General features: G+C 65.2%; 21 protein-coding genes, 1 pseudogene and 1 riboswitch. Of the genes and pseudogenes, 12 read left to right on the top strand and 10 right to left on the bottom strand.

The window, feature by feature from the left end:
- Positions 1 to 65: 65 nt before the first annotated feature.
- On the bottom strand, positions 66 to 1,457 hold the full coding sequence (locus ACUXH0_RS06560) for a cytochrome-c peroxidase (RefSeq protein WP_012430263.1): 1,392 nt from the start codon (positions 1,455 to 1,457) through the stop codon (positions 66 to 68).
- A gap of 274 nt (positions 1,458 to 1,731) precedes the next feature.
- Between ACUXH0_RS06560 and acpA the strand changes: the two genes are divergently transcribed.
- Positions 1,732 to 3,894, top strand: coding sequence for an acid phosphatase (gene acpA, locus ACUXH0_RS06555; protein WP_012430262.1), 2,163 nt, complete (start codon positions 1,732 to 1,734; stop codon positions 3,892 to 3,894).
- A gap of 65 nt (positions 3,895 to 3,959) precedes the next feature.
- On the opposite strand, the gene ACUXH0_RS06550 is transcribed toward acpA, so the two are convergent.
- A complete protein-coding gene (locus ACUXH0_RS06550) occupies positions 3,960 to 4,208 on the bottom strand; it encodes a dodecin (protein ID WP_004627468.1) in 249 nt (82 codons plus the stop codon).
- Positions 4,209 to 4,561: 353 nt separating this feature from the next.
- Here ACUXH0_RS06550 and ACUXH0_RS06545 point away from each other — a divergent pair, with 353 nt between their 5' ends.
- Positions 4,562 to 4,840, top strand: a complete 279-nt coding sequence (locus ACUXH0_RS06545) for a hypothetical protein (protein WP_004627470.1) — start codon at positions 4,562 to 4,564, stop codon at positions 4,838 to 4,840.
- A gap of 18 nt (positions 4,841 to 4,858) precedes the next feature.
- Here the strand turns inward: ACUXH0_RS06545 and ACUXH0_RS06540 are convergent, their stop codons facing one another.
- Positions 4,859 to 5,215: a DUF3175 domain-containing protein gene (locus tag ACUXH0_RS06540; RefSeq protein ID WP_137910632.1), complete on the bottom strand. Its 357-nt coding sequence runs from the start codon at positions 5,213 to 5,215 to the stop codon at positions 4,859 to 4,861.
- A gap of 152 nt (positions 5,216 to 5,367) precedes the next feature.
- Between ACUXH0_RS06540 and ACUXH0_RS06535 the strand changes: the two genes are divergently transcribed.
- From ACUXH0_RS06535 to ACUXH0_RS06525, 3 genes are all read left to right on the top strand, one after another.
- Positions 5,368 to 6,666 carry an MFS transporter gene (locus tag ACUXH0_RS06535; RefSeq protein ID WP_012430260.1) on the top strand — a complete coding sequence of 433 codons (1,299 nt, stop codon included), beginning with the start codon at positions 5,368 to 5,370 and terminating at the stop codon, positions 6,664 to 6,666.
- A gap of 139 nt (positions 6,667 to 6,805) precedes the next feature.
- Positions 6,806 to 8,854, top strand: a complete 2,049-nt coding sequence (locus ACUXH0_RS06530; RefSeq protein ID WP_024542573.1) for an ATP-binding protein — start codon at positions 6,806 to 6,808, stop codon at positions 8,852 to 8,854.
- 267 nt (positions 8,855 to 9,121) lie between these two features.
- Positions 9,122 to 11,551 carry a penicillin acylase family protein gene (locus tag ACUXH0_RS06525; RefSeq protein ID WP_012430258.1) on the top strand — a complete coding sequence of 810 codons (2,430 nt, stop codon included), beginning with the start codon at positions 9,122 to 9,124 and terminating at the stop codon, positions 11,549 to 11,551.
- Positions 11,552 to 11,878: 327 nt separating this feature from the next.
- On the opposite strand, the gene ACUXH0_RS06520 is transcribed toward ACUXH0_RS06525, so the two are convergent.
- Together ACUXH0_RS06520 and ACUXH0_RS06515 are read right to left on the bottom strand one after the other, a co-directional pair.
- Entirely contained in the window at positions 11,879 to 12,805 is a 927-nt protein-coding gene (locus ACUXH0_RS06520) for a sugar kinase (RefSeq protein WP_012430257.1), read from the bottom strand.
- Between the two features lie 12 nt (positions 12,806 to 12,817).
- Positions 12,818 to 14,095 carry an amino acid deaminase gene (locus ACUXH0_RS06515; RefSeq protein WP_012430256.1) on the bottom strand — a complete coding sequence of 426 codons (1,278 nt, stop codon included), beginning with the start codon at positions 14,093 to 14,095 and terminating at the stop codon, positions 12,818 to 12,820.
- A 162-nt stretch (positions 14,096 to 14,257) separates the two neighbouring features.
- Here ACUXH0_RS06515 and ACUXH0_RS06510 point away from each other — a divergent pair, with 162 nt between their 5' ends.
- The 5 genes from ACUXH0_RS06510 to ACUXH0_RS06490 all read left to right on the top strand — a co-directional run bounded on the left by ACUXH0_RS06510 (position 14,258) and on the right by ACUXH0_RS06490 (position 19,135).
- Positions 14,258 to 15,127 carry a MurR/RpiR family transcriptional regulator gene (locus tag ACUXH0_RS06510; RefSeq protein WP_024542574.1) on the top strand — a complete coding sequence of 290 codons (870 nt, stop codon included), beginning with the start codon at positions 14,258 to 14,260 and terminating at the stop codon, positions 15,125 to 15,127.
- Position 15,128: 1 nt separating this feature from the next.
- Entirely contained in the window at positions 15,129 to 16,613 is a 1,485-nt protein-coding gene (locus tag ACUXH0_RS06505; protein ID WP_182594038.1) for a D-aminoacylase, read from the top strand.
- 41 nt (positions 16,614 to 16,654) lie between these two features.
- Positions 16,655 to 17,041, top strand: a complete 387-nt coding sequence (locus tag ACUXH0_RS06500; RefSeq protein ID WP_009240594.1) for a RidA family protein — start codon at positions 16,655 to 16,657, stop codon at positions 17,039 to 17,041.
- Between the two features lie 80 nt (positions 17,042 to 17,121).
- Complete coding sequence (locus ACUXH0_RS06495; RefSeq protein ID WP_009240593.1) at positions 17,122 to 18,474, top strand: GntT/GntP/DsdX family permease; 1,353 nt, start codon at positions 17,122 to 17,124, stop codon at positions 18,472 to 18,474.
- A 34-nt stretch (positions 18,475 to 18,508) separates the two neighbouring features.
- Positions 18,509 to 19,135, top strand: coding sequence for a bifunctional 4-hydroxy-2-oxoglutarate aldolase/2-dehydro-3-deoxy-phosphogluconate aldolase (locus tag ACUXH0_RS06490; RefSeq protein WP_004627491.1), 627 nt, complete (start codon positions 18,509 to 18,511; stop codon positions 19,133 to 19,135).
- A gap of 34 nt (positions 19,136 to 19,169) precedes the next feature.
- On the opposite strand, the gene ribB is transcribed toward ACUXH0_RS06490, so the two are convergent.
- Together ribB and ACUXH0_RS06480 are read right to left on the bottom strand one after the other, a co-directional pair.
- Positions 19,170 to 19,895 (bottom strand): 3,4-dihydroxy-2-butanone-4-phosphate synthase, encoded by a 726-nt coding sequence (gene ribB / locus ACUXH0_RS06485; RefSeq protein ID WP_004627492.1) that lies wholly within the window; start codon positions 19,893 to 19,895, stop codon positions 19,170 to 19,172.
- Positions 19,896 to 20,021: 126 nt separating this feature from the next.
- A riboswitch (FMN riboswitch) is annotated at positions 20,022 to 20,177 on the bottom strand.
- A 98-nt stretch (positions 20,178 to 20,275) separates the two neighbouring features.
- A pseudogene (locus tag ACUXH0_RS06480) lies at positions 20,276 to 20,402 on the bottom strand (Zn-dependent hydrolase); the annotation flags it as partial.
- A 177-nt stretch (positions 20,403 to 20,579) separates the two neighbouring features.
- On the opposite strand from ACUXH0_RS06480, the gene ACUXH0_RS06475 reads away from it, so the two are divergent.
- A complete protein-coding gene (locus ACUXH0_RS06475; protein WP_015855708.1) occupies positions 20,580 to 22,235 on the top strand; it encodes an ArnT family glycosyltransferase in 1,656 nt (551 codons plus the stop codon).
- Between the two features lie 85 nt (positions 22,236 to 22,320).
- Here the strand turns inward: ACUXH0_RS06475 and ACUXH0_RS06470 are convergent, their stop codons facing one another.
- The 3 genes from ACUXH0_RS06470 to ACUXH0_RS06460 all read right to left on the bottom strand — a co-directional run bounded on the left by ACUXH0_RS06470 (position 22,321) and on the right by ACUXH0_RS06460 (position 24,866).
- Entirely contained in the window at positions 22,321 to 22,758 is a 438-nt protein-coding gene (locus ACUXH0_RS06470) for a putative hemolysin (protein ID WP_012430253.1), read from the bottom strand.
- Between the two features lie 106 nt (positions 22,759 to 22,864).
- Complete coding sequence (locus ACUXH0_RS06465) at positions 22,865 to 24,151, bottom strand: ATP-binding protein (protein WP_012430252.1); 1,287 nt, start codon at positions 24,149 to 24,151, stop codon at positions 22,865 to 22,867.
- Positions 24,135 to 24,866 carry a response regulator gene (locus tag ACUXH0_RS06460; RefSeq protein ID WP_004627499.1) on the bottom strand — a complete coding sequence of 244 codons (732 nt, stop codon included), beginning with the start codon at positions 24,864 to 24,866 and terminating at the stop codon, positions 24,135 to 24,137. Before ACUXH0_RS06460 ends, ACUXH0_RS06465 begins: the two co-directional genes overlap by 17 nt.
- A gap of 253 nt (positions 24,867 to 25,119) precedes the next feature.
- On the opposite strand from ACUXH0_RS06460, the gene ACUXH0_RS06455 reads away from it, so the two are divergent.
- Positions 25,120 to 26,508, top strand: a complete 1,389-nt coding sequence (locus tag ACUXH0_RS06455) for an MdtA/MuxA family multidrug efflux RND transporter periplasmic adaptor subunit (protein ID WP_012430251.1) — start codon at positions 25,120 to 25,122, stop codon at positions 26,506 to 26,508.
- The last annotated feature ends 55 nt before the right edge of the window (positions 26,509 to 26,563 follow it).

The following is a 26,563-nucleotide window of genomic DNA, read 5'->3' as shown; positions in this document are numbered from 1 at the left end:
CGGCTTTGCGCGAATCCGTCGCAAGGTGTTGCAACAAACGGGCCGCGGGGCTTGGATTGCGAGGCTTAGCGCTGTGCGACGCGGCTGCCGCCTTGGCTGCCGGATTGCGTCGCCCGCACGGGGCGATAGCCGTCGGTGAGCGTCTTGAGAAACGCAACGATGTCGCGCACGTCGGCCTCGGACAGCACAGGCTTGTCGCCCGGCTTGCCGCCAAACGGCGGCTCCATGTTGACGTTGGCGCGGTACTGGGTCGGCAGATCATCGAACTTGTCGACCGTGCCGTCAGCCTTGCGCGGGTACCACTTCTGCGGCTGCGTGTCGCGCTGGGCGTAGAAGCGCACCGCGTCTTCCAGCGAGTGGATGGCGCCGTTGTGGAAGAACGTCTTGCGCAGCGCCACGTTGCGCAGCGACGGCGTGCGGAAGCGGCCGCAATAGTCCGTGCGGTCTTTGAGATCGGTCCGGTCGGGGCCGCACAGGCCCAGGTCGAAGAACTTCGGATCCGCATTGGCGGCCAGCGAGCGATTGCGTGGCACGCCCACGGCGATGTGGCCAAAATCGGTGAAGGCCGGGAACGCCCCGTCCTGCTTGATGGCGCTCACGTGGCACGACGCGCAGTTGCCCTTGGCCGGATCGGCAAACGCCTTCAGCCCGCGCAACTCCTGCGGCGACAGCTTCACCTGCTTGCGCAAGAACGCGTCGTACTTGCTGTCATACGGATAGAACTCGGACGGTGTTTCCTGGAAGACCTCGAGCACCATCAGTGCCGCGCGGAAGGCGGTGTCTTCGTTGTCGAGGATGTCGTTGCCGAATACCTGGCGGAACGTCTGCGCGTGGCGGCCATTGCGCAGCTTGGCCACGACGCTGGCCTGCGTTCCGTTGGCCATCTCGTGCCCCGACAGCAGCGGGATGCGCGCCTGGTCGTGCGTGGACGACACGCGGCCATCCCACGTGTAGCCGCCGGTCGGGCCCTGGTCTTCCGAGTCGTTGCCGTCGCTCTCGTAAAAGTGTTCGGAGAACGGCGGCACCTTCTGCAGATAGCGCAGCGATGGTGCTGCGCGCACGCCCGTCTTGTTCATGCCCGTGCCGCCAAGCTGGACCGACAGATCGTTCGGTGGGCCATAGGCATGTGTCGGGCTATGGCAGCTGGCGCAGGCCTGCTTGCCCGAGGCAGACAGGGCAGGATCGAAGAACAGCGCCTTGCCAAGCGCCGCCATTGCAGGCACCGACGGGCGGCGCGTAGCCATCATCGTGTAGAAGGCTTTCTCGTAGGCAGGGGCCGCTGCGGGCTTTACGCCCGCCGCCGTCGATGGCGCCACCGCTGCTGGTGCCGAAGCCGCCACGGTTGCGGCATGGGCCGCAGGATCGCCCCGCCCGCACCCGCACAACACGACGACCACGCCGGCAAGCGCCGATACGGCGATCACGCGAAACGTTGCAGCGGGCAGCACACGGGACATTTTCGACAGGCGGGATTTTGCAAACCTTGCAACTTAGCACGGCGGCCATGACACTTTGATGTCGTCAAACGTCTGTCACGTCAGCCCTTGGAGATGACCCGTGGTGGCAAATGTCTTCAAACGATCGGTGGTACCCCTGCTCATCCTGACGATGGTCATCACGCTCAACTGGGGCGAAATCAGCTCCACGCCAGCGTTCTCATCATCAACTTGTCACACACGAAGCACAGACTCCGGCTCGCTTTCGTCCCCCACACAACAATCCAGGGAAATCATGAGCCGAGCGCTTCGTCTTTTGCCGCTGACCGCGTTGGTTGCTGCCAGCATGTCTGCCTGTGGTGGCAGTGATTCGAACAGCAGTGCCTCCGCGTCCACCTCTGGCGTGGTGACCGGCAGCTACTTCGAACATGCCAAAGTTTGTATCGACGCCAACAACAACGGCAAGTGCGATTCGGGTGAAGCCAGCACCTATACCGATGCCAACGGCGCGTACTCGCTGTCGGGCACGGGCGCCATCACCGTGGAAATCGGCACGGACGCTTTCCGCAACGACCCGGACAAGGGTACGCATACGGCCATCACGCAGCCGCTGGTGTTCCGCGCACCGGCCGGTGCCAATGCTGTTGTCAGCGCCATCTCGACCGAACTGGCGGTGCTGATGGACAGCAACGGCGGTGACATCAACGCTGCCAAGACGGCACTGGCCGCTCGCCTTGGCGTGACGATCGACAAGCTGCTGGAAGACCACAACAAGGAAACCGACGCTGACACCAAAACTGCGCTGCAGGCTGAGATCGACCAGGCCATCGATCTGATCGCTGACGCCGTTGCCAATGGTGGCGACATCGACAAGCGCCTGCACGACGGGGTGACCAAGCGCATGGCGCTGGCAAACAACGTCAAAACGATCGTGGTCATCTACGCAGAAAACCGCGGTTTCGACAACCTGTACGGCCTGTTCCCGGGCGCCAATGGCATCCCCGGTGTGAACCCGACCTCGACGGGCACTGCCGTTGCGCAGAAAGACTTCGACGGCTCCGTGCTGCCGACGCTGCCGCCCACCTGGGGTGGCGTGACCGCCGCCGGCCAGAGCGTGCAGATCACGCAGGCTTCCACCGCCAACATGCCGAACCAGATGTTCCAGATCGACAGCCCGTCGGGCTTCGGCAGCACGGGCACGGTGGTCGGCCAGAACGTCATCACGCGTGACCTCTGGCACCGCTTCTATCAGAACCAGATGCAGATCAACGGCGGCAAGAACGACAAGTTCGCCGCCTTTGCCGATGCCGGCGGCCTGACCATGGGCTACTACGACGGCAGCAAGATGGCCATGTGGAACATCGCCAAGCAATACACGCTGGCGGACAACTTCTTCATGGGCGCCTTCGGCGGTTCGTTCCTGAACCACCAGTACCTGGTCTGCGCGTGCGCACCGATCTACCCGAACGCAAAGGCGTCGCCGGCGGTCAACAGCATTGCCAACGTCAAGACGAATGCAGACGGCAGCCCGACGCTCATCCCGGCTGCAAGCTCGGTGATGGCCGGTGCGCCGACCTCATACGCAGGCGCTGGCGACGATGGCAATCCCACGAAGGACGGCAGCCTGACGCCGGTCGACAGCAACGGCAACTCGTACGCCGTCAACACGATGCAGCCGCCGTACCAGCCCTCGGGCAACGCCGTAGCCAGCGGCAACGCAGCCTATGCTGATCCGACCAAGGCGTCGACGATGCCGAAGCAGTCGACCACCAACATCGGTGACCTGCTGACCGCCCGTGGCGTGGACTGGGCCTGGTACGCCGGCGCCTGGAACGCGGCCATCGCCGACGCTCCGAACACCACGCGCAGCGTGATCTACAGCGGCGCGATCCAGTTCCAGCCGCACCACCAGCCGTTCAACTACTTCAGCCGCTTCGACCCGGCCACGACCACCGGCGCCGCCGAGCGTGCGGCCCACCTGCGCGACTACGACGCCGCCTTCCTGCAAGACGCAGCCGCAGGCAAGCTGCCCGCCGTCACGTTCTACAAGCCGCAAGGCAACCTGAACCAGCACCCGGGCTACGCCAATGTGGCTGACGGCGACGCGCACATCGTCAACGTGATCGCCCAGCTGCAGAAGAGCCCGCAGTGGAAGAACATGGTGATCGTCGTGACGTATGACGAAAACGGTGGCTTCTACGACCACGCCACGGTGCCGAAGGCCGACCGCTGGGGCCCGGGCACGCGTATCCCGGCGATCATCGTCTCGCCGTTCGCCAAGAAGGGTTTCGTTGACCACACCCAGTACGACACGGCTTCGGTCCTGCGCCTGATCACGCACCGCTTCGACCTGCCGACGCTGCCGGGTATCAAGCAACGTGACGACGCGCTCGTCTCCAACGGCAACAAGCCGATGGGCGACCTGACCAACGCGCTGGATTTCACGCAGGCTCAATAACGCTGCAACGCAGTCATCGTGAAAAAGGCGGCCGGAGCAATCCGGGCCGCCTTTTTCTTCACCCGCTATTTGCCCTTCTTCTTGCCGGCGGGCTTTTCGCTTTCCAGCGTCTCCAGCCGCATCCCGACCTTGAGCGTCACCTGCCAATGCGCGATCTTGCCGTCGACGAGATGGCCACGCGTTTCCAGGACTTCAAACCAATCCAGATGGTTGAGCGTTTCGCTTGCCCGTGCGATGGCATTGCGTACCGCCGCATCGCTGGACTCGGGAGAAGAGCCGACCAGCTCGATCAACTTGTAGGTATGGGAACCCATATTGCCTCCTTATTGGCATGGTTGGAACGTCGGCAGGGGTGCCTGCAAGGCGCGATGTGCATGTGGTTGGTTTGATGCGCGCGGCATGGCACTTACCAGAATGGCACCTGTCCCCCCGCCTTGATAGCCCGGATTTACACGGGCCTAAAATTTTTGGCGGTTAATTGCGTTTACAAATCTGACAAATATCGTCAACGGACCGACGCGTGACGTCAAACCCGCGCGCATGTCGAGCGCCCCGCTGCCGTTGATGTGCCACTTTTCGGGCGGCCACTCGGCATGTCCGCGCCCAACGGGGCTGGTACGGAACCTGCGTTGGAGTGCATATCCGTTTTCCCCGAAGAGGAGGCGCCATGCGCCACCCCGAACAACAAGCACTCGCCTCATACCCGCCGCTGTCGGCCGTGCCGCCCTCACCGGCCACGCAAGAAACCGCACGGCTGATCGCTGAGACCATCCCCTTCAATCTCGAGCGCGGCGGCCGGACCATCGAAGCCACCTATTCAACCCGCAACGGCATCGTGACCGTCAAATACCGGGGCAAGACACTGTCCACGTATTCGCCGCAGAGTGACAACGCCGACTACAAGGCGGTGGCTCGCCAACTGCTCAGCGTCATGCTGACCATCTGAGCGGCGTCGCCCCTTCCATCAATGCCGGGCCTTGGCCGTGCTTTGGGCACGGCGGCCAAATTCGGCTCGCAGAGCATCCTTGGCACGTTCCAGAATCCGGCGACGCCCGCCGCTGAGGTTGTGCCCCGCCCGATTGATATAGAACGTCAGCATTGACATGGCCGACTGGAATGCCGTCCCCTTGCGCCGCCGGCTATGCTCGGCCGATGCCTTGAGCGACGCCGCAATCCGCGCGGGGCTGCGCAACTTGAAGATATCGGGTTCGATGTCCAGCGCGTCGCTGGTCTCCATGACGTGGCGCGACCAACGGTGGTTCTTCGGCTTGGCCGTCGATCTGGGCGGCGCCGGCTTTGACCGGGCGTTGTGCGTGGCCATGATGAAATCTCCTGTAATGATGTGCCAGCAGTTTCGCAAGCCGCGTACCCGCGCGGGCGGCTACAAGGGGGCGACTTCCGCTACGATGACGGACGCTTCACGCCTCCTTTCCGCCTCCTTCATTGATCGCCGGATACCGGCGCACATCCAACGTGTCTGGCGACGCCGGTCTTTCCCCCGCTTCCTCTTCCGCATCTGCGCAAACGCTGTCGCATGCGCCGTTTTCCTATCCCGCGTTCAGGCTGTTCTGGTTCGCCAGGCTGTCCACCACCTTCGCGTATCAGATGTTCGGGGTGGCCGTCGGCTGGCAGATCTACGACCTCACGCGCAGCGCCTATGTGCTGGGGCTGGTCGGGCTGGCGCAGTTTCTGCCGTCGGTGGTGCTGGTGCTGGCCTCCGGCCATATTGCGGACCGCTACGACCGGCGGTACGTCGTGCGCGCCTGCCAGGCCATCGAAGCCCTGGTGGCGCTCGCGCTGGCCGTCATGGCAGCCAATGGGCACGCAGGCGTGCAGCCGATCTTCCTGTGCGTGGTGGTGATTGGCGCGATGCGAGCGTTCGAGACGCCGACGCTGCAAGCGCTGTTGCCGACGCTGGTGCCCCTGCAGGCATTGCCGCGCGCGGTGGCGCTGTCCAGTTCGGCCGGGCAGACCGGCGTGATCCTGGGACCGGCGCTGGGCGGCTTTCTCTACGTGGCAGGCGCGCCGGTGGTGTATGCCACGGCAGCAGGGCTGTTCTTGCTCGCGCACGTGTTGCTGGCGCTGGTACGGATGGAGCGGGCGGCGCCCGTCAGCACGCCGGTCAGCCTCGAATCGCTGTTCGCGGGTATTGCGTTCATCAAGGGGCGGCCGGTGGTGCTGGGCGCCATCTCGCTCGACCTGTTCGCGGTACTGCTGGGCGGCGCGACGGCGCTGCTGCCGATCTACGCGCGCGACATCCTTGGCACAGGCGCATGGGGGCTGGGGCTGCTGCGCTCGGCGCCGGCGGTGGGGGCGCTGGGCATGGCGCTTTTCCTGGCGCACCGTCCGCTGGATCGGCACGTCGGCCGGGTGATGTTTGCCGCCGTGGCGGTGTTCGGGCTGGCGACGCTGGTATTTGGGGTGTCGCACTGGCTGCCGCTGTCGATGCTGGCGCTGGTGCTGCTGGGGGCGTCCGACATGATCAGTGTGGTGATCCGCACTTCGCTGGTGCAGCTCGATACGCCCGATGCCATGCGCGGGCGCGTGAGCGCAGTCAATTCCGTGTTCGTGGGCGCGTCCAACCAGTTGGGCGAATTCGAATCGGGCATGCTGGCGGGGCTGCTTGGGCCGGTGGCCTCGGTGGTGATTGGCGGCCTCGGCACGCTGTTGGTGGTGGCAGCCTGGATGCGGCTGTTCCCGGCCCTGGCGCAACGCGACCGCATGCGCGATCCGCACCCGGCGGATGCCGGACACCCCTCTTCAGGGGGATAAACCCGCCAGACCGCGCCACTGCTGGCCTGAGCAAGAATCGGGCGCTGTCTTGCAAGCATGTCAGCGAAACCCCGATGGCATCGGTGGCGGCCAATTCGTATCCTGAGGCACCTTTGGCTGCTTTATTCTCCGCCCGGTATTGCGCCCGACTGTGACGTCCATCCTGCCCTCATCTTCCCGCCCGTCGGACGCGCGCGCTGCTGACCCTGCCCGGTTGCCGGACCCTGGGCCCTTCAGCAAGAGCGGGTTCAACGATGCCCCGGCCATTCGTCCATCGGCATGGCTGGTGGCGATGGGTGCGGCCGCCGTCGGCACGATTGGGCGGTTGCTGCTCGAATCGGCAATGGGCATCCATTTGCCGTTCTACCTGGCCTTTCCGGTGGTAACAATTGCCGCGTGGTATGGCGGCTTCTGGCCGGGGATGCTGGCCATCGTCTGCTATGCGGGGCTGTTCATCGCATTGGCTGCACTGCAAAGCTGGCCTGCCGCTGTGCCGCTCACGCCGATCCAGATGACGGTGTTTGGGGTGGGCGCACTGCTTATCTGCGCCTTGTGCGAGCAGTTGCGTCGTGCCCGCGCCGGGGCTGAACGGCGCGCGCGGGCCGAAACCCAGCAACGCCTGTCGCAGCAACGCCTGCTGGCCGCGCTGCAGGCTTCGCCCATTTCGCTCTACGACGTCGACAACACGATGCACTTCACGTGGGTGCACAACCCCGTGTTCGGCCTGCAGCCCGAGCAGTTGCTGGGACGGACGGTGCGCGAAGTGTTCGGCCGCCGCGCTGCATCGCGCCTGACCGAAGCCGGCCAGCGCGTCATCGCAACGGGCACGCCTACGCGCGTGGAGTTCGCGTTCCGGCGGCGCCACACGCAGCGCGTGGTCTACGACGTGGTGGTCATGCCGCTGCGCGACGACACCGGCGAGATCATCGGCCTGACGAACGCCGTGATCGACATCAGCGAACGCCGCCAGGCCGAGGCCCGCCGCACGCAGTTGCTCGAAGCCGAATCCCGCGCCCGCGAAGAGGCCGAGCGCGCCAGCCGCCTGAAAGACGACTTCCTGGCGACCGTCAGCCACGAGCTGCGCACGCCGCTCAATGCGGTGCTGGGCTGGGCGCAATTGCTGAACATGCGCGCGTACGACGAAGCGATGTTCAAGCGCGGCATTGAAGCCATCGAGCGCAGCGCCCGCACGCAGGTCCACCTCATCGACGACCTGCTCGACATGTCGGCCATCCTTTCGGGCAAGGTTCCACTGGAGATTGGCCCCGTAGATCTGGCCGACGTGCTGGAACGCGCGCGCGAGACCATCGAGCCGATGGCGCGCCAGAAGAACATCACCATCGAGACCGAATTCCTGCCCGTGCCGATGCTGCAAGGCGATGCCGGGCGCCTGAAGCAGGTGTTCTGGAACCTGCTGGCCAATGCCGTCAAGTTCACGCCCGAGGGCGGCCACATCCGGCTCTCGGTGCATCCGGCGCCCGAAGGCGTGGTCGCCACCGTGCGCGACACCGGCATCGGCATCGAGCCCACCTTCCTGCCGCATATTTTTGATCGGTTCCAGCAGGCGGACCTGTCCAGCACGCGTCGGCACGGCGGGCTCGGGCTGGGGTTGGCGATTGCCAAACAACTCGTCGAACTGCACCACGGCCGCATCACGGCAGCCAGCAGCGGTGCGGACCGTGGCACCACCATGGCCGTGTCGTTGCCGCTGCATGCCGCGCAGCCGGGCGAACAGGCCAACCGCACGCCGGGCCTCGTCGCGGGGACGGGCGTGCCGACACTGGACGGCATCCGCGTGCTGGCAGTGGATGACAACCCCGAGTCGCTCGGCGTGATCGCGCTGATGCTCGAGCGCTACGGGGCCGACGTTGTCACCGTATCCAGCGGGGCGGCCGCACTCGATGCGCTGGAACATGCAGTCGCCAACGCCTACCCGTTCGATGCGCTGGTCAGCGACCTCGCCATGCCGGGCATGGACGGCATGCAGTTAGTGCGGGCCGTGCGCGAACGCGGTTGGACCGACCTGCCCGCCATCGCAGTGACGGCATTTGCCGACCCGATCCGCCTGAAGGCGGCGAAGGAGGCCGGGTACCAATCCGTCATCACCAAGCCGATTTTCCCGGGCGAACTGGGCCACGTGCTGGCCGCCAATGTGCATCGCAAGACCGGGCCTGAAACGCTGGTGTGACACATCGGCAACCATGCCGTGACGGAATGGTTGACTGAACAAAAGTCATTGGCGCAAGTGGCGGCGCATCCGCATACTCATAGGCCTGTGCCGATCGGTGGGCATCTCTCCCCTAGCTGTTGCCAGCACCCGCTCACACGATCGGCTAGCTTGCCCTTCCCATCAGCCGCGCTCGCGGTTGTCTGCTGCATCCATAAGAACGCCTGAACCTAGTTGCCCATCTGGGCTGCGCTGGCATTCCGGGCTCAGAGAGGAGACTGCATCGCCATGCCTATCCGTTCGCTTTCCATTCTGCTGTCTGCCGTTGCACTCGGGTTTTCCGCGCAGGCCGTTGCCAAGGATGCGCACACAGCTGCCGCCCAGACCATCGCCGTGCCCGGCCTGTCAAAGCCCGCCGACATCCTGATCGACCGCTGGGGCGTGCCGCACATCTATGCCAGGAGCGAAGACGACGGCTTTTTCGCGCAAGGCTTCAACGCCGCGCGAGACCGCCTGTTCCAGATCGACCTGTGGCGCCGCCGGGGCCTGGGTCAGCTTTCGGAAGTGTTCGGCCCGGCCTATGTGGAACAGGATCGCGCCACGCGGCTGTTCCTCTATCGCGGTGACATGCAGGTCGAATGGAACCACTACAGCCCCGATGCGCAGCGCATTGCCACGCGCTTCGTGGCCGGCATCAACGCGTATGTCGACTGGCTGGCTAAGCATCCGGAGCAGATGCCGTTCGAGTTCCGCAAGCTCAACTACGCGCCCGCGCATTGGGCACCGGAAGACGTGGTGCGCATCCGCAGCCACGGCCTGACGCGCAATCTGCAATCGGAAGTTGCACGTGCCAACGTGGCCTGCAAGGCCAACCTTTCCGACGACACCGTCCGCTTCCGCCTGCAGCCCGCTTGGCAAACCCAGTTGCCCGAAGGCCTGGACCCATGCCTGCCGAAGGATCTGCTGAGGGTCTTCACGCTTGCCACGCAGGGCGCGCGCCTCACGCCCGAATCCCTCAAGGGCGTAGACGTCGACAGCACGCGCGTGGCAGCCGCTGCCAACCTTGAAGAGACCATGGAGGGCAGCAACAACTGGGTGATCGCGCCGGGCAAATCCACCACCGGCCGCGCCGTGATGGCCAACGACCCGCACCGCGCGTATTCGGCACCCAGCCTGCGCTACATCGCCCATGTCAGCACGCCCACGCTCGACATCATCGGCGCCGGCGAGCCCTCGCTGCCGGCCGTGTCGATCGGGCACAACGGGCACGTGGCGTTTGGCCTGACCATCTTCAACATCGACCAAGAAGACCTGTACGTCTACGAACTGAACCCGGCCAACAACGGCGAGTACCGCTACAACGGCGGCTGGGAGCCCTTCATCGTGCTGCACGAAACCGTGAAGGTGCGCGGCGGTGAATCCCGCCCCGTCGACCTGACCTTCACGCGCCACGGCCCCGTCATCTACATCGATGCCGAGAAGCACCGCGCGTATGCCGTGCGCTCCGCGTGGCTGTCGCCGGGCATGTCACCCTATTTCGGCTCGGTCGGCTACATGCGCGCACGCACGTTCGCGCAGTTCAGGCAGTCCATGATGAACTGGGGTGCGCCTACGGAAAACCAGGTCTACGCAGACACGAAGGGCAACATCGGCTGGGTGCCGGGCGGCCTCGCCCCGATCCGCCCGAACTGGGACGGCCTGCTGCCAGTGCCCGGGGACGGCCGCTATGAATGGGCCGGCTTCTGGCGCGGCGACCAACTGCCCAGCAGCTACAACCCGAAGTCCGGCTATTTCACCTCGTCCAACGAGATGAACCTGCCGGCGGATTACCCGTACCGCGAACGCAAACTCGGCTTTGAGTGGACCAACGGCTCGCGCCACGTACGCATTGACGAAGTGCTGTCCAAGCTGGACAAAGTGTCGATCGAAGATTCGATGCGCCTGCAGAACGACATGGTGTCGATCCCGGCGCGCAGGCTGACGGCCCTGCTGGCGCCGCTGTCGTCCGACGACGCCGACACGCAGGCTGCGCTCAATCTGTTCAAGGGCTGGAACGCGACCATGCTGGCGGATTCTCCGCAAGCCGCGCTGCATGAGGTCTGGTTCACGCATCACCTGGGCCGCGCATTCAAGAACGCCGTGCTTTCCAAGGCCAGCGCCGAAGCAATGGCCGCGCCCGACACCGACGTCATGCTCGACACGCTGGAGCACCCGCAAGGCAGCGATCGCAAGTTCGGCGAAGACCCGCAGCAAGCCGCCGCCAAACGCGATGCCGTGCTGCTCGACAGCCTGAAGAATGCGTGGACCGACATGGTCAAGCGCCAGGGCCCGAACCCGCAAGCGTGGAACTGGGGCCAGCTGCATCACAACCTGAACGCCCATCCGTTCACCGCCATCGTCGACGAGGCAACGCGCGCCAAGCTCAACGTCGGCCCCACCCCCGAAGGCGGCAGCCCCTACACGCCGAATCAATCCACGTATCGCGCGAGCGATTTCCTGCAGACGAACGGCCCCTCGTTCCGCACGGTGGTGGACGTCGGCAAGTGGGACAACTCGCGCGCCGTCAACCTGCCCGGCCAGTCCGGCAACCCCGACAGCCCGCACTACCGCGACCTGGCACCGCTGTGGCTCAAGGGCAAGTACTTCCCGCTGCTGTATTCGCGCAAGGCGGTGGAAGCGGCGACCGAGTCGCGCGTGCATCTGGTGCCGGGGAAGTAAGCACACGATGCGCAAGAAAAAACGCCACCGCAAATACGCGGTGGCGTTTTTCTTTACCCAACAAGAACACAACTGGGCACCAACACAGGCACACGACGGTTTGGCCGTACCCTGCCCTAGATGGCGCCTTGAATTTCTGTTGCAGAGAGGAGAAAGGGCGCAGGCCTGTTTGAGCGAAGCGAGTTGCCTGCGCTCCCTCTCTGCGACATAAATTCAAGGAGGGGGTCGCCATTTCGGGCGCGCCTTTCTTTGCTTACTTTCTTTGGCAAGACAAAGAAAGTGAGTCAGCCCCGGCAGGGGATGAAATAAGGGACATACCAACAGCGCCTAATCAGCCTGAACTTGACCCAACGCCGCCCGCACCACCTCCGCCCGCGGAATCGGCGCCACAGCGCTATACCCCGTTGTAGAAATCGCAGCCGCCACATTGGCATACCGCGCCGCCTCTACCGGCGAATCTCCGGCAACAATCCGCGCCACAAACGCACCACCAAAACAATCCCCCGCGCCGGTCGCATCGACAGCATTGACCGTATGACGCGGCACCAGCGTACGGGACTCCGGTGTGGCCACATAGCAACCTTCCGCGCCCATCTTGAGCGCCACCAGCTTCACGCCCCAGCCGAGCAGCGTATCGACAATGCCGTCATGGTCATGGCAGTCGAGCAACACCGTCACGTCATCCCAACTCGGCAGGCACAGATCGCACGTTCGCATCGCTTCCTGCATCACGGCGCGGGCACGCGCCAGCGGCCACAGGCGCAAGCGCAGGTTGGTGTCGAACGAGACGAGCACACCCGCCGCCCGCGCATGGGCCATCGCCGCCAAACCGGCGTCGCATGCGGTATCGCTGATCGCCAGGCTGATCCCCGACAGGTGAAACGCCTTGGCCGCCGCTATCGCCTGCAACGGCAACTGCGCCGTCTGGAAGCGGCTCGCTGCGGAGCCCGCGCGCAGGTAGTCAAAGTGGTGACCACGCGCATCGTGCGAAACGAAGTACAGGCCCGTTGGCGCCTGCGTGTCGGTGTGCACGTAGGTGTGGTCCACGCCTTCGTCCTGCCACAGCCCGCGCAGCGCCTGGCCGAAGCGGTCGGCGCCCACCGCGCTGATGTAGCCCGTGCGTGCGCCCTGCCGTGCCGCGGCAATGCAGAAGTTCGACGTATCGCCGCCGAAGCCGAAATTCCACGACGTGCTGCCGGAATCCGCCTGGTTGAATTCGATCAACGCTTCGCCGTAGGCGAGGATGTCTGCCATGGGCGGCCCCGCTCAGAAGTAGGTCTGCACAACGTCGACCACGTTGTAGGCGTCGTCAACGACAGAAATCTGGCGCCACTTGTCGAAGGTGAGGCACGGGTGCGAGATGTCGAAGGCGATCATGTCGCCGACCTTGATGTCGTCGCCGGGGGCGATCTTCAGGTAGGCATGCTGATCCATCATGCCGGTGACTTCCCAGTGCGCCGGCGTGGCTGACGGCGTCTTGTCACCTGGGCGGAAATGCAGCACTGGCAGTGGCAGACCCGCGTCGAATGCGGCGTCACGCTTGCCCATTGCGATGATGGCGCGCTCAGCCTCCGGCACGGATTGCACATAGGCCCAAAGCTGGAGCGCAGGCAGCAGGCTCGAACGCATCTTGTGCGCAATCGGGTTGTTGGCGTCGATACGGGTCTGCGCCGCGCGGTAGATGCCCACGTCGTGCGTCAGGTAGCAGCCCGGGCGCAGCACCACATCCAACGGCTGGCCGATATTGGCCTTGGCGAACTCTTCGGCCACGACGTCGTACCAAGCCGAACCGGCACCGGTCAGCACGGCCGGCGTGCGTTGCAGGCGCCCGCCCTTTGCCAGATCACCCATCACCTTCACGGCGCGCTGCAGGAAGGTGCGGATATCCGCTTCTTCCTTGATCACGCCTTCATAGACTTCGACGCCCGCGAGTTTGACGGCGCCATTGGCACGCGTGAGCGCATCGAGCACCGATTGCAGTTGCGCATCGTCGCGCACGCCCGTGCGGCCGCCCTGCACGCCCAGTTCGATCAACACCTGGATCGGGCGCCCCGTCTTACCGAAGAAGGCAGCAAGCTGATCGACCTGATCCGCCGCATCCACCAGGCAGAAGAATTCGAACGTCGGATCGGCCAGCAACTCGGCGAGGATCGCCATGTTGCGCTTGCCCACCAGCTGGTTGGCCATCAGCACGCGACGCACGCCGTGGGCGTACGCAATGCGCGTCTGGTGCGCCGTTGCCAGTGTGATGCCCCACGCACCGCCGGCCAACTGACGTTGGAACAGGCGCGGCGCCATCGTCGTCTTGCCATGCGGCGCGAGTTTGGCGCCGTATTCGCTCACGAAGCGCTGCATCCACGCCAGGTTGTGCTCCACGCGGGATTGCGAGAGCACCGCTGCGGGCAGGTTCAGGTCTTCGTTCAATACATTCCAGCGCTGGGCAGCGATCTGCTCCGGCGCGCATGCGGCTTCCAACGCACCCAAGCCCTTGTCGAGCGGGTTGACGACAGCGTTGGCGTCTCCTTGGTACTTTGTATCACTCATGGGAATCGACTCGTGTTCCTTTGGGGGTAAACATCGGGTTGACACAATGATAGTGGCGAAACTATTCTCCGGGCCAGCCTGTTACAAAGTACCAAAACACTCTCAAAGCCGCTATCCGGACGACTACCGGGGGCCAGAATGCGAGACCCTAAGCCCGACCCCATGCGTGAACCGATGGACATCGTGACCCGACTCTCCCAGCGTGCCGCTGAACTGCGCCCCGCCGAGCAGAAGGTCGCGCAGACCGTCCTGAGCGACATCGCGGAGGCCGCCGCCGGCAGCATCCAGACGCTTGCCGAACGCGCCGGCGTGAGTGAGGCTAGCGTCACCCGTTTTGCCAAGGCGATGGGCTGCCGTGACGTGCGCGAACTCAAGCTCAAGCTAGCGCAGGCAGCCGCAGTCGGCCAGCGCTTTCTGGATGGCGGCGCGGACCGCCCGCCGTCCAGCGCAGACGGCATCCTGGCCGACATCAGCAACGTGCTGGAAGCCAACCGCGCCCTGGTGCAGCCGGAGGCATTCCGCGCCGCGGCCGTCGCACTGGTGGCGGCGCGCATGATTGCCGTGTTCGGCATGGGCGGTGGCTCGACCACCATGGCCGACGAAATGCGCTACCGGCTGGCCCGCCTGGGACGGCCGGTCACCACCTATCATGATTCGATGCTGCAGCGGATGGTCGCGGCCACGCTCAGCCCGGACGATGTGGTGGTCGTGTTTTCCGTGACCGGCCACGTGCCGGAGGTCATCGACAGCGTGACCATCGCGCGCGAGTACGGCGCCAGGATCGTCGCCATCACGGCCATCGGCTCGCCGCTGGCGGCGCTGGCCGATGTCTTGCTGCCGATCCAGGCCATGGAAACCGATTTCATCTTCAAGCCGTCGTCATCGCGCTACGCCATGATGATGATGATCGACTTGCTGGCCACCGAAGTCGCACTGCAGCAAGCCGATCGCAGCAAGGAACTGTTACGGCGCATCAAGTACGTGCTCGATGCGCATCGCGGCGGCGGCAATCGTCAGCCGCTCGGAGATTGACATGCAGCAGTACGACACCGTCATCCGTCAGGTCCGCATTGTGGACGGCAGCGGCCACGACCCCGAGGCCACGCTGTTCGACGTCGCCATCACCGACGGCCGCATCGCCGCCATCGCCACATCGGACTCCACCGCCTGGCTGGGCGATGAGGAAATCGCTGGCGAAGGCCGCGTCCTCGCCCCCGGCTTCATCGACGTGCACACGCACGACGACACCAACGTGATCCGCACGCCCGACATGCTGTGCAAGGTGTCACAGGGCATTACGACGGTCATCGTCGGAAACTGCGGTATCAGCGCGTCGCCGGCCACGCTCAAGGGCGAGCCGCCCGATCCGATGAACCTGCTGGGGCCTACCAGCGCGTTTGCGTACCCGACCTTCGCATCGTACGTGGACGCCGTCGAGCGCGCGCAACCCGCTGTGAACGTTGCCGCGCTGGTCGGGCACACGGCACTGCGCAATAACCATCTGGACCGCCTCGACCGCCCCGCCACCGCTGGCGAGGTTGAAGGCATGCGCGCACAGTTGCGCGAGGCGCTCGACCACGGCGCGCTCGGCCTGTCGACAGGCCTGGCCTACGCCAACGCCTTTGCGTCGACCACCGAAGAAGTGATGGGCCTGGCGGAGCCGCTGGCCGAAGCTGGCGCGATCTACACGACGCATCTGCGCACCGAATTTGCGGCGATTCTCGATGCGATGGACGAGGCGTACCGCGTCGGCAAACATGCGCGCGTGCCGGTGGTGATCTCACACCTGAAATGCGCAGGCGCTGCCAATTGGGGCCGCGCGGGCGAGGTGCTGGAATCCATCGAAGGTGCACAGCGCTATCAGCCGGTGGGTTGCGACTGCTATCCGTACACCGCAAGCTCGTCCACGCTGGACCTCAAGCAGGTGACGGACGAATTCGACATCTTCATCACATGGTCGGAGCCCGAACCCAGCATGGCCGGGCAGACGCTCAAGGAGATTGCGGCCGCGTGGGGCACCGACCTGGTGGACGCCGCGCGCCGCCTGCAGCCGGCCGGCGCCGTGTACCACAACATGTCCGCGCAGGATCTGGACCGCATCATCACCCACCCCGCCACCGTCATCGGCTCCGATGGCCTGCCGAACGATCCGAAGCCGCATCCGCGCCTGTGGGGCGCCTTCCCGCGCGTGCTCGGCTACTACAGCCGGGAGCGCAAGCTGCTCTCGCTCGCAGCCGCCATCCGCAAGATGACAGGCCAGTCCGCCGAGCGTTTCGGCCTGACCGAACGCGGCCTGGTGCGTGAAGGCTACTGGGCCGATCTCGTGCTGTTCGACCCCGAAACGGTGCGCGATGTCGCCACCTTTACCGACCCGCAGCAACCGGCGGCGGGCATTGCGGCGGTGTGGGTCAACGGCCATCTGTCATATCAGGACGGCGCGGTGCAGCCGCATCGGGCGGGCCGCTTCCTCAAGCGTGGGCCCCGTGCGCACGCAGCTGTGACCGCGGAAACTCACTGAATCCAAGTTTTGTTTGCAAGTTTGAAAGAAGGAACGTAGCGATGACGATTACCCGAATTGGCGTTGAAGGCGGCACCGGCACCGGTGGCCAGCACCTCCCCTTTGCCCGCGCAGCCGGCGCAGACGGCTGGCTGTTCGTTTCGGGCCAGACGCCCATGGTGAACGGCGAGGTGGTCGGCAACGGCATCGTCGAGCAATCGCACCAGACCATCAAGAACGTGCTCGCCATCCTGGCCGAAGCGGGCTACGGGCCCGAGCACGTCGTGCGCTGTGGCGTGTGGCTGGATGACCCGCGCGACTTCCAGTCGTTCAACAAGGTGTTCAAGGAGTACTTCGGTGCCAACCCGCCCGCGCGCGCCTGCGTGGTGTCGAGCATGGTCATCGACTGCAAGGTTGAAGTCGATTGCGTGGCGTACAAGAAGCCGTAATCCGCATTTTCGTAAAGGCGCCCTGCACGACGGGGCGCCCAGACAACAAGAGCCGTGAATATCCCTGAGGAGGAAACCCGATGGTCCCGATGCAAGGCAACTCGCTATTGCTGACCGCCGCGCTAGCGGTGGTCGCACTGATTTACCTGATTGCTGTCCAGAAACTGAACCCGTTCGTCACGCTGATCGTCGTCTCGCTTGTGCTGGGCGTGGTAGTTGGCATGCCGATGGGCAACATCGTCAAGGCGTTCGAAACCGGGGTGGGCAACACGCTCGGCCACATCGCCCTTGTGGTGGGCCTCGGGACGATGCTCGGCAAGATGATGGCGGAATCAGGGGGTGCCGAGCGCATCGCCAAAACGCTCATCAGTGCCTTTGGCGAGAAGAACGCGCACTGGGCCATGATGGTCGTGGCGTTCATCATCGGCTTGCCGGTCTTCTTTGAAGTCGGCTTTGTGCTGCTGATCCCGATTGCGTTCAACGTGGCCAAGCGCACGGGTACGCCGATCCTGCTGGTGGGCCTGCCAATGGTGGCCGGTCTGTCGGTGGTGCATGGCCTGATCCCCCCGCACCCGGCCGCGCTGCTGGCCGTGACGGCTTACCAGGCCGACATCGGCAAGACGATCATGTATGCGCTGATCGTCGGCCTGCCGACTGCCATCCTGGCCGGTCCGCTGTGGGCGATGCTGGTCTCGCGCTACGTCAAGCCGGACGAAAACAACCCGCTGGCCGCCCAATTTGTTGAAGCCGACCAGAAGCGCGAGCTGCCGGGCTTTGGCGTGACGCTGTTCACGATCCTGCTGCCGGTGGTGCTGATGCTGATCGGCAGCTGGGCCGACCTGATCGTCGCGCCCAAGACGCTGGCAAACGACATCCTGAAGCTGGCCGGCAACTCCGTGATGGCCCTGCTGATTGCCGCCATCGTGAGCTTCTACACGTTCGGCAAGGCACGCGGCTTCAACCGCGAGACCATCCTCAAGTTCACCAACGAGTGTCTGGCACCGATCGCCACGATCACGCTGGTGGTGGGTGCGGGCGGCGGCTTCGGCCAGATCCTGCGTGATTCGGGCGTGTCGAAGGCCATCGTGGCCGTCGCCACCGATGCACATCTGTCGCCGCTGCTGCTGGGCTGGGTGGTGGCCGTGCTGATCCGTATCGCTACGGGTTCGGCCACGGTGGCCATGACGACCGCCTGCGGTATCGTCGCCCCGATCGCCGCCGCCTCGGGCGCCGCCGTCAAGCCGGAGCTGATGGTGCTGGCCACCGGCGCGGGGTCGCTGATCCTGTCGCACGTGAACGACGGTGGCTTCTGGCTGGTGAAGGAGTACTTCAACCTGACCGTGCCGCAGACCTTCAAGACGTGGACGGTGCTGGAAACCATCATCTCGATCGTCGCGCTGCTGCTCACGCTGGCGCTGGCGACCGTCGTTTAAGCTTGTTCCGTTGATGTTGATCTAGGAGAACGTTGTGGGTATCGATTCCGTCGTCAAGGCCGGCCCGGTCATCCCGGTGCTGCAGTTCCAATCTGTCGATGAAGGCGTCAAGGTGTGCCGCGCGCTGTACGAGGGCGGTATCCGCACGTTCGAGATCACGATGCGCACGCCGGTAGCGCTGGACGTGATCCGGGCCGTGGTGAAGGACCTGGGCAGCGACGCCATCGTCGGTGCCGGCACGCTCACGCGGCCGGAGCATTTCCAGCAGGCGAAGGATGCCGGTGCGGTGTTTGCGGTATCGCCGGGCATTACGCCCATGCTGGCCGCGGCACAGGGGAAGACTGAACTGGACTGGCTGCCCGGCATCGCCACGCCGTCCGAGCTGATCCTGGCGCTGGAGTTCGGCCTGACGACGCTCAAGTTCTTCCCGGCCGAAGCGGCTGGCGGCATCCCGATGCTCAAGTCGATCTACGGGCCGTTCGGCGATGTGCGTTTCTGCCCGACCGGCGGCATCACGCCGCAAAGCGCGCCCGACTACCTCGCGCTGCCCAACGTGGTGTGTGTGGGCGGCTCATGGATGGTGCCCAAGGACAAGGTCGCTGCCGGCGACTGGGCAGGCATCACGGCGCTCGCCAAGGAAGCAGCCGCGCTCAAGCGGTAATCAGCGTCACCTCTCTCGCGCGGCCGGCTGGTCGTCAGACAAAGCTGACCGCGCGCTCCATCTGCTCCCGATATTGAACGATATCTTCAATGGTCAGCACCGGCAGGTTGTGCTGATCGGCGAAGCGCACCGCGTCGTCACGGCGCGCCATGGTGCCGTCGGGCAGCATCAATTCGCATAGCACTGCGGCCGGCGGCAAGCCTGCCAGACGTGCCAGGTCGACCGAGCCTTCGGTGTGACCGCGGCGCGTGAGCACGCCACCCTCCTTTGCCACCAGCGGGAATACGTGCCCCGGGCTGACAACCGATTGCGTATCGGCATCCGGCGCGATGGCCGCGCGGATTGTCGTGATACGGTCCGCCGCCGATACGCCGGTGCTCACGCCGGTGCGGGCTTCGATCGACACCGTGAACGCCGTGCCGTACTGGCTGCGGTTGTCTTCCACCATCGGACGCAAGCCGAGCGACGCGCTCTTCTCCGCCGTCAGGCACAGGCAGACGATGCCGCTGCATTCCCGAATCAGCATGGCCATGCTGGCCTGCGTGAGCTTGTCGGCGGCGACGATGAGGTCAGCCTCGTTTTCGCGATCGGCATCGTCGAGCACGACAACGGGCACGCCAAGCCGAACTGCATCGAGCGCGGCGGCCATGCGCGCAGGCATGTCGGCCGGATCGAAGCGGGCTTCGATGGCATCAAAGGCCACATTCGCGGCAAGCAATGCGGGCGGGTGAACTGCAGGGGATTGCTGAGTGGACAACATGGAAACGCTCCTCGCAAGATTGGCGACAAGACGTTCCAGGGCAAGCAGACAAACACGCGCGAGCCATGCAGCGGCGCAGCCCGGCACAAAGCCAGGCGTGCTCCTGTAGCACGAGCGTGTTGTTCCGCACATCTTCTTCCATCCGGACTCTGACCGTCGGCCCCGGCATTTCACCGGATCTGCTGACCCCTGCATGCAGGCGCATGCAAGGCGCTCGCGGGCTCACGGACACACGGTCCGCATACCGCCGGTGGGGAATTTCACCCCGCCCTGAAGACGTACTGAACCGGCAGGATCGCCGGCAAGCGCAATGCTACCGCAACAAGTTGCAACGATTCGACCCTACTGACGGGTCGGGCAAAGCGCCATCCCGCGCTCTGTCACCGAGCCAGCATGGCATGCAGCAGCACATCGGCGCCGCGCATCTTCGGCTTCGTTGTGGCTCAGACCATTGACGCACGGGATGAAGATCGTCGCCGTCGGGCAATGCTTGGCAATGTGGATGGCGTAATCGTTGTCGAGCTGGGCTTTGTTCATACGCGCTACAGGTCAGGGGCAAGACATTTGGCCAGGCTAACCATCCGCTAACCCTGCATCGACTAGAATCCAAGCCTTTCCGACCGTGCTCGCTATCGCCGCCCCCGCATGGAATCCCGCCTAGTCTCTGCCCGCCGCTCGCCATGGATGGCGCTGATCGTTGTCGCTCTCATCGGCGTGTTTCTCGCGCTGTGGACGGACGACCTGTTCCAGCGCTCCACCCTGTTCCGACCCGATGAAGGCCGCTATGCGGAGATCCCGCGCGAGATGGTGGTCTCCGGCGACTGGGTGACGCCGCGCCTGAACGATCTCAAATATTTCGAGAAGCCGCCCCTGCAGTATTGGACGACGGCTGCCACGTTCCAGGCATTCGGCGTCAGCGCCTGGGGAGCGCGCCTGTGGCCGGTGCTGTTCGGCCTGGGCGGCATCCTGATGACGGCCTGGACGCTGGCGGCCTATCGCGGTGGGCGGGCGGCGGCAACCGGCGCAGCGATTCTCGCCTCGTCGCTGCTGTATCTGCTATTCGGGCAGGTCATCACGCTCGACATGGGCGTGGGCTTCTTCCTGACCGTCGGTGCGTGCGGTTTTGCGCTCGCGCAGCGGCCCGGTGCATCCCGTGGTGGGCGGCTCGCGTGGATGCTGGTGGTCTGGCTGGCGCTGGCGGGCGCGACGCTCACCAAAGGATTGATCGGGCTGGTCGTCCCCGGGCTGATCGGCGTGGCCTATCTGCTGATGACGCGCGACTGGGCGCTGATCCGCCGCATGCATTGGCTCCCGGGCCTTGCGCTGTACCTGATCGCCACGGTGCCGTGGTTCGTGATCGTGCAGCAGCGCAACCCGGAGTTCTTCAACTTCTTCTTCATCCACGAGCATTTCCAGCGCTTCCTGACTAACGAGCACCATCGCAGCGGCAAGTGGTGGTACTTCATCGCGGTGGGCGCGGCGGGGCTGCTGCCGTGGACGCCGCTGCTGTTTGCAGCCATCGGACGTCGGGTGGGTCGCGCGGCCGATCTGTTTGTCGGCACGCGGCAGTTTGACCTGATGCGCTGGTCGATTGCGTGGGCGGGGATGATCTTCCTGTTCTTCTCGGCATCGAACTCGAAGCTGCCGGGCTATATCGTGCCGGCCTTCCCCGCGCTGGCGATCGTGCTGGCACTGGCGCTGGAGAAGATGCCGACCCGCGCGGTCGCATGGTCGCTGGGCGTCAATCTGCTGATCGCCATCGGGCTATGGTTTGCCGTGCCGATGATCGGCGCCAAGGCCGGCGCCAAGATGCCCGCCGAACAGGTTGCGCTGGCCATGCCGGCGCTGCGCGAGGTGATGGCCATGCTGGCTGCCGGCACGCTGGCCGCTCTCGTGGCGCTGCGCTGGCAGCGGCGCACAGTGGCCGTGATCGTGCTGTCGGTCTCCGCCCTGTTCTGCTGGGACCGCATTCTCAACGCCAGCGAGATCTTCCGCGACGCGCTGTCTGCCCGCGACGTCATCGAAAAGACGCTGAATGCGACGGGCCCGATTCCCGCCGAGACACCGTTCTACTCAGTCGAGTGGCTGGACCAGACCGCCATCTACTACCTCGGTCGGCCGATGACGCTGGTCTCGGGCTTTGACGAGCTGGAAATGGGCGCCGGCCTGGAGCCAAACAAGGTGGTTGCCACCACGGACGCATGGATCAAGCGCTGGACCGACGGGCCACCCGCCTACGCATTCATGCGCCGCACGACGTGGCAGAAGCTGCAGGAAGCGGGCGTGCCGATGCGGCTGGTGGCTGAATCTGCCGACAAGGTGGTGGTGGCGCGGCGGTAAGCCTCTCCAAACCAATCGCATCCCCCAAACAAGAAGGGCAGCAACATCTGCGGCCCTTTTCATTACCTGCGGCGACTGCCGGCACTCACCACGTACAACTGCCGCGCAGGAACGCCCATTCCTCGCATTCGTCGCCGCCGGGGCTGACGCAGGTTCCCACTTCAGCGCCGTTGGCGCGCGTGGAAAACTCAAGCTGACCGCCGCGCTGCAGGCAATACGTGGATGCCGGATTCGCCATGCCGGGCGTTGCGCGTGGCGGTTCGGTGTCGCCGGCAGGCGGAGGCGCGTAGGCCGGCGGCTGGGCGGGCGCCGGCTGCATGGCAGGCGACGGTGGCAGCGGGGTAGGCGGCGCGGGTGCGGGCCTCGGCGGCGGGGGCGCGGGTTGGATGATCGTGCGCGGCGGCTCCCACGGAGGCATCGGCGACGAGCAGGCTGCCAGACCCATCGCCAGCACACACGTGGCAACGGCGGCGGTCATGCGGGCCTGGCCAGCATCCTTGACGAGACAGACAGCGCGATTCATGCGTTTCCTCCCGGAGTTCTGGTGAGCGCACGCAACAAGCGTGCTTGCCTCGCTTAGGATAGCTTACGCAATCGCACGCCCGTATGTCAGTCGGGCGATCGGGCGGTCAAGCCGCCGCAGTCGAGACAGGAAACCGCATGGTGACCCGGAAACCCGGCGATGGCGCGTCCGTGGCCGTTGGCCCGACGGTGAGATCACCGCCCAGATGACGCACCAGGCGATCGACAATCGCCAAGCCGAGCCCGCAATGCGCATTGCCGCCGCGCGCGGGGTCAAGGCGCACAAAGGGCCGCATGACGCGATCAAAGTCGGCAACGGGGATGCCCGCGCCGTGGTCTTCCACCGTCAGCGTGTAGCCGGTCTCGTCCGCCGACGTGCGCACGTTGACAGGCTCGGCGCCATACGCGAACGCGTTGTCGAGCAGGTTGACGACGATGCGCTCCAGATGGGTCGGTTTGAGGCGGAAGCGGTCCCCCGCATGCAGATCGAGCGCGACATGCTTGCCCTGCTCGGCAAACGGCTGCACCAGGCCGCGCAGATGACGGTCGACCGACACCTCGCGCGCCTCGCTGTCGCCGCTTTGCGCGTAGGCGAGAAACTGCTCGACGATGGCCGACATGGATTCGACGTCGCGTTCGATACCCGCGCCGGCTTTCTGGTCGGCCAGCATTTCGGCACGCAGGCGCAGCCGTGACAGCGGCGTCTTCAGGTCGTGCGCAATGCCGGCCAGCATAGTGTTGCGCTCTTCGTCGGCGGCTGACAGGTCAGCGGCCATATGGTTGAACTGGACGGTCAACTGGCGGAGTTCGTACGGGCCGCGCTCCTTGAGCGGTGCCACGTAGCGACGCCGTGCCAGCGCGCCCGCAGCATCGGCCAGTTCGCGCACGGGGCGCTGGATCTGCCACGCCGCAAACAGCGAGAACGCAATGGCAATCGCCAGCACCACCATCACGCCCGGCACCACGGCCGAAATGCTGGGCGGCGCATGCACCCACACCAGCGGCATGGCAATCCACTTGTTGCGCTGCGAAAAGCGCACGAACACGCGCGGCGTGGGCCCTGCTTCCAGCCGCAACTGCGTGTCCGATGGCAAGCGGCGCGCAAGCTGTCGCACCAATTCCGCAGACTTGTCCGATGCCGACGACGCGTCGCCCGACGGCGGCTCATCGGTTTCGGTCACGAGATCCGGCAGCTTCACGTGCAGGTGACCATCCATCGCTGCCTGAAAGGCCTGCAACTGGAACGCCATCTGATCTACCGAGGCCTGGAACTGCCGCTCGCGCCGCTCCGCGCGCAGCACGCCCAGCCACGAGAAATGGCTCAGCACGAGCACCACCACGATCAGCACGGCCAGCCGGCCGAACAGCGTGTCGAATCTAGCCCTGAACTTCATTGACCTCTTCCCGCTCGTCCGGCACGAAGGTGTAGCCGCGGCCGCGCACGGTCTGGATGTAGCGCGGACGCTGGGCGTCTTCTTCCAGCACGCGGCGCAGGCGCCAGATCTGCACGTCGATGCCCCGGTCGGACACGCCGCTGCCGGGCCCGTACATCAGCTCGACGATGTGCTCGCGCGTGAGCACCTGCATCGCATGTCCGATCAGCAGCTTGAGCAGCGCGAATTCGGTATCGCTGATGGAGAGTGCGCTGTCGCCGCGAAACAGCGTACGCATGCGGAAGTTGAGCTTGAACGGGCCGAAGCTGAAGCTGTCGCGGTCTTCCGGGGCCGAGGCCGGCACGGTCAGGCGGCGGCGCAGCACGGCGTTGATACGGGCCAGCAGCTCGCGCGGCGAGAACGGCTTGCCGAGATAGTCGTCGGCGCCGATCTCCAGGCCGATGATGCGGTCGATCTCGTCACTGCGGGCGGTGAGCAGGATGACGGGCACGTCGTCGTTGCGGGCGCGCAGGTCACGCAGGGCCGACAGGCCATCCACCTTGGGCATCATCAGATCGAGCACGACGAGCGCGGGGCGCTCGCGTTCGAGCCGGGCAGCCAGCCCGTCGCCGTCGTGCAGCACGGAAACGGCAAAGCCCTGCTGGGTCAGGTATTCGCGCAGGAGGTCGCGCAGTTCGACGTCGTCATCGACGACCAGGATCTTGGTGCCGCTCATCTGTCTGGTGGAGTGTCTGGTAGACGCAGGAAGGTGTGCTCATGATAGCGACTGTGGCCACCACGAATGGCGCGCACTTTCACCATATTGTTTCGCGCGGTAACACCGCAATGGGTTTGTAATCTCACGTAATAGAACCCGCTGCGCGACTAATTCAGCCCAAAGACGTTGCCTTTAAGCTGCGGTCTGACTGGAACGGGCGCCCGCTATCATGTGCGCTCGTCCCCATATTGCTAAGAACAGGAACGCCAATATGTCCGATCCCAAGGACCAGAAGCCCGGCCAATTTGACGACGCAGGTCGCCGTACGCATGCTGGGAAAGAGACGCCCAACGAGGTGTCTCCGACGCTGCTGCCGCCCCCGCGCGAGGGTGGCAAGCGCCGCCGCTGGGGCATCTGGGTGGTGATCACTCTTCTGGTGCTGATCGGCTACGCGGTCTATCACGCGAAGTATCGCGACGCAGGCGGCCCGGGTGGGCGAGGAGGCGCTGGCGGGCGCGGCGCAGCGATGGCCGGCAAGCCGATGCCGGTGATGGTCGGCACGGCCATCAAGGGCGACATCAACGTGGTGCTGTCGGCGCTGGGCAATGTCACGCCGGTCAACAACGTGACGGTCAAGACACGTGTGGACGGCCAGCTCGTGCGCCTGGCATTCACGGAGGGGCAGACCGTCAAGGCCGGCGACCTGCTCGCAGAGGTCGACCCGCGCACCTATCAGGCGCAGCTCGCCCAGGCGGAAGGTCAGCTAGCGCGCGATCAGGCGCTGCTGCACAACGCGAAGCTCGACTTGCAGCGCTATCAGACGCTGCTCTCGCAGGATTCAATTTCCAAGCAGCAGGTGGATACGCAAGCCGCGCTGGTGCGTCAGTACGACGGCACGGTCAAGCTGGACCAGGGCAATGTCGACAACGCGCGCGTGCAGCTCTCCTACACGCGCATCACCGCCCCGGTATCTGGCCGGGTTGGCTTGCGCCAGGTCGATCCGGGCAACATCGTGCATGCGTCGGACACCAACGGCATCGTGGTCATCACGCAGATCGACCCGATCACGGTCATCTATTCCATTCCCGAAGACAACCTGCCCAAGGTCATGCCGCGCCTGCAGTCCGGCGACAAGCTGCCGGTGGAAGCGTGGGACCGCGGCCAGACCACGCAGCTCGCGCGCGGCGTGCTCATGACGGTGGACAACACCATCGACAACACCACGGGCACCGTCAAATTGCGTGCGCAGTTCCCGAACCAGAACGCGATGCTGTTCCCCAATCAGTTCGTGAACGTGCGCATGCGGGTGGATACGCTGCGCGACGTGGTGATCGTGCCGGGTGCCGCCATCCAGCGCGGCACGCAGGGCACCTTCGTCTACGTGGTGGGCGACAACAACAAGGTGGCGCTGCGCCTGGTCAAGCTGGGCGTGACCGAAGGTGATCGTGTGTCGGTGGCGCAAGGCCTGCAGCCGGGCGAGCGCGTGGTGATCGACGGTGCCGACAAGCTGCGCGACGGCTCGCCGGTTGAGGTGATCCAGCCGGGAGCCGCCGCCGCAAGCGCCCCCGCCGCCGGCCAGGCCGATCAGGGCGGGCGTCATCGCCGTGGCCAGGGTGGTGCTTCAGCACCCGCCGCGAGTGCGCCGGCCGCCAAACCGTAAGCCCTGAGTCGTGCATTGCGTGCACGCGCCTGACGAAGTTTTCTGTTCCGAGCTG

The sequence above is a fragment of the Ralstonia sp. 110700041-2 genome (assembly GCF_056280165.1).
The sequence above is the reverse complement of the archived record's forward strand: the minus strand, read 5'-3'. Positions and strand labels throughout refer to the sequence as shown.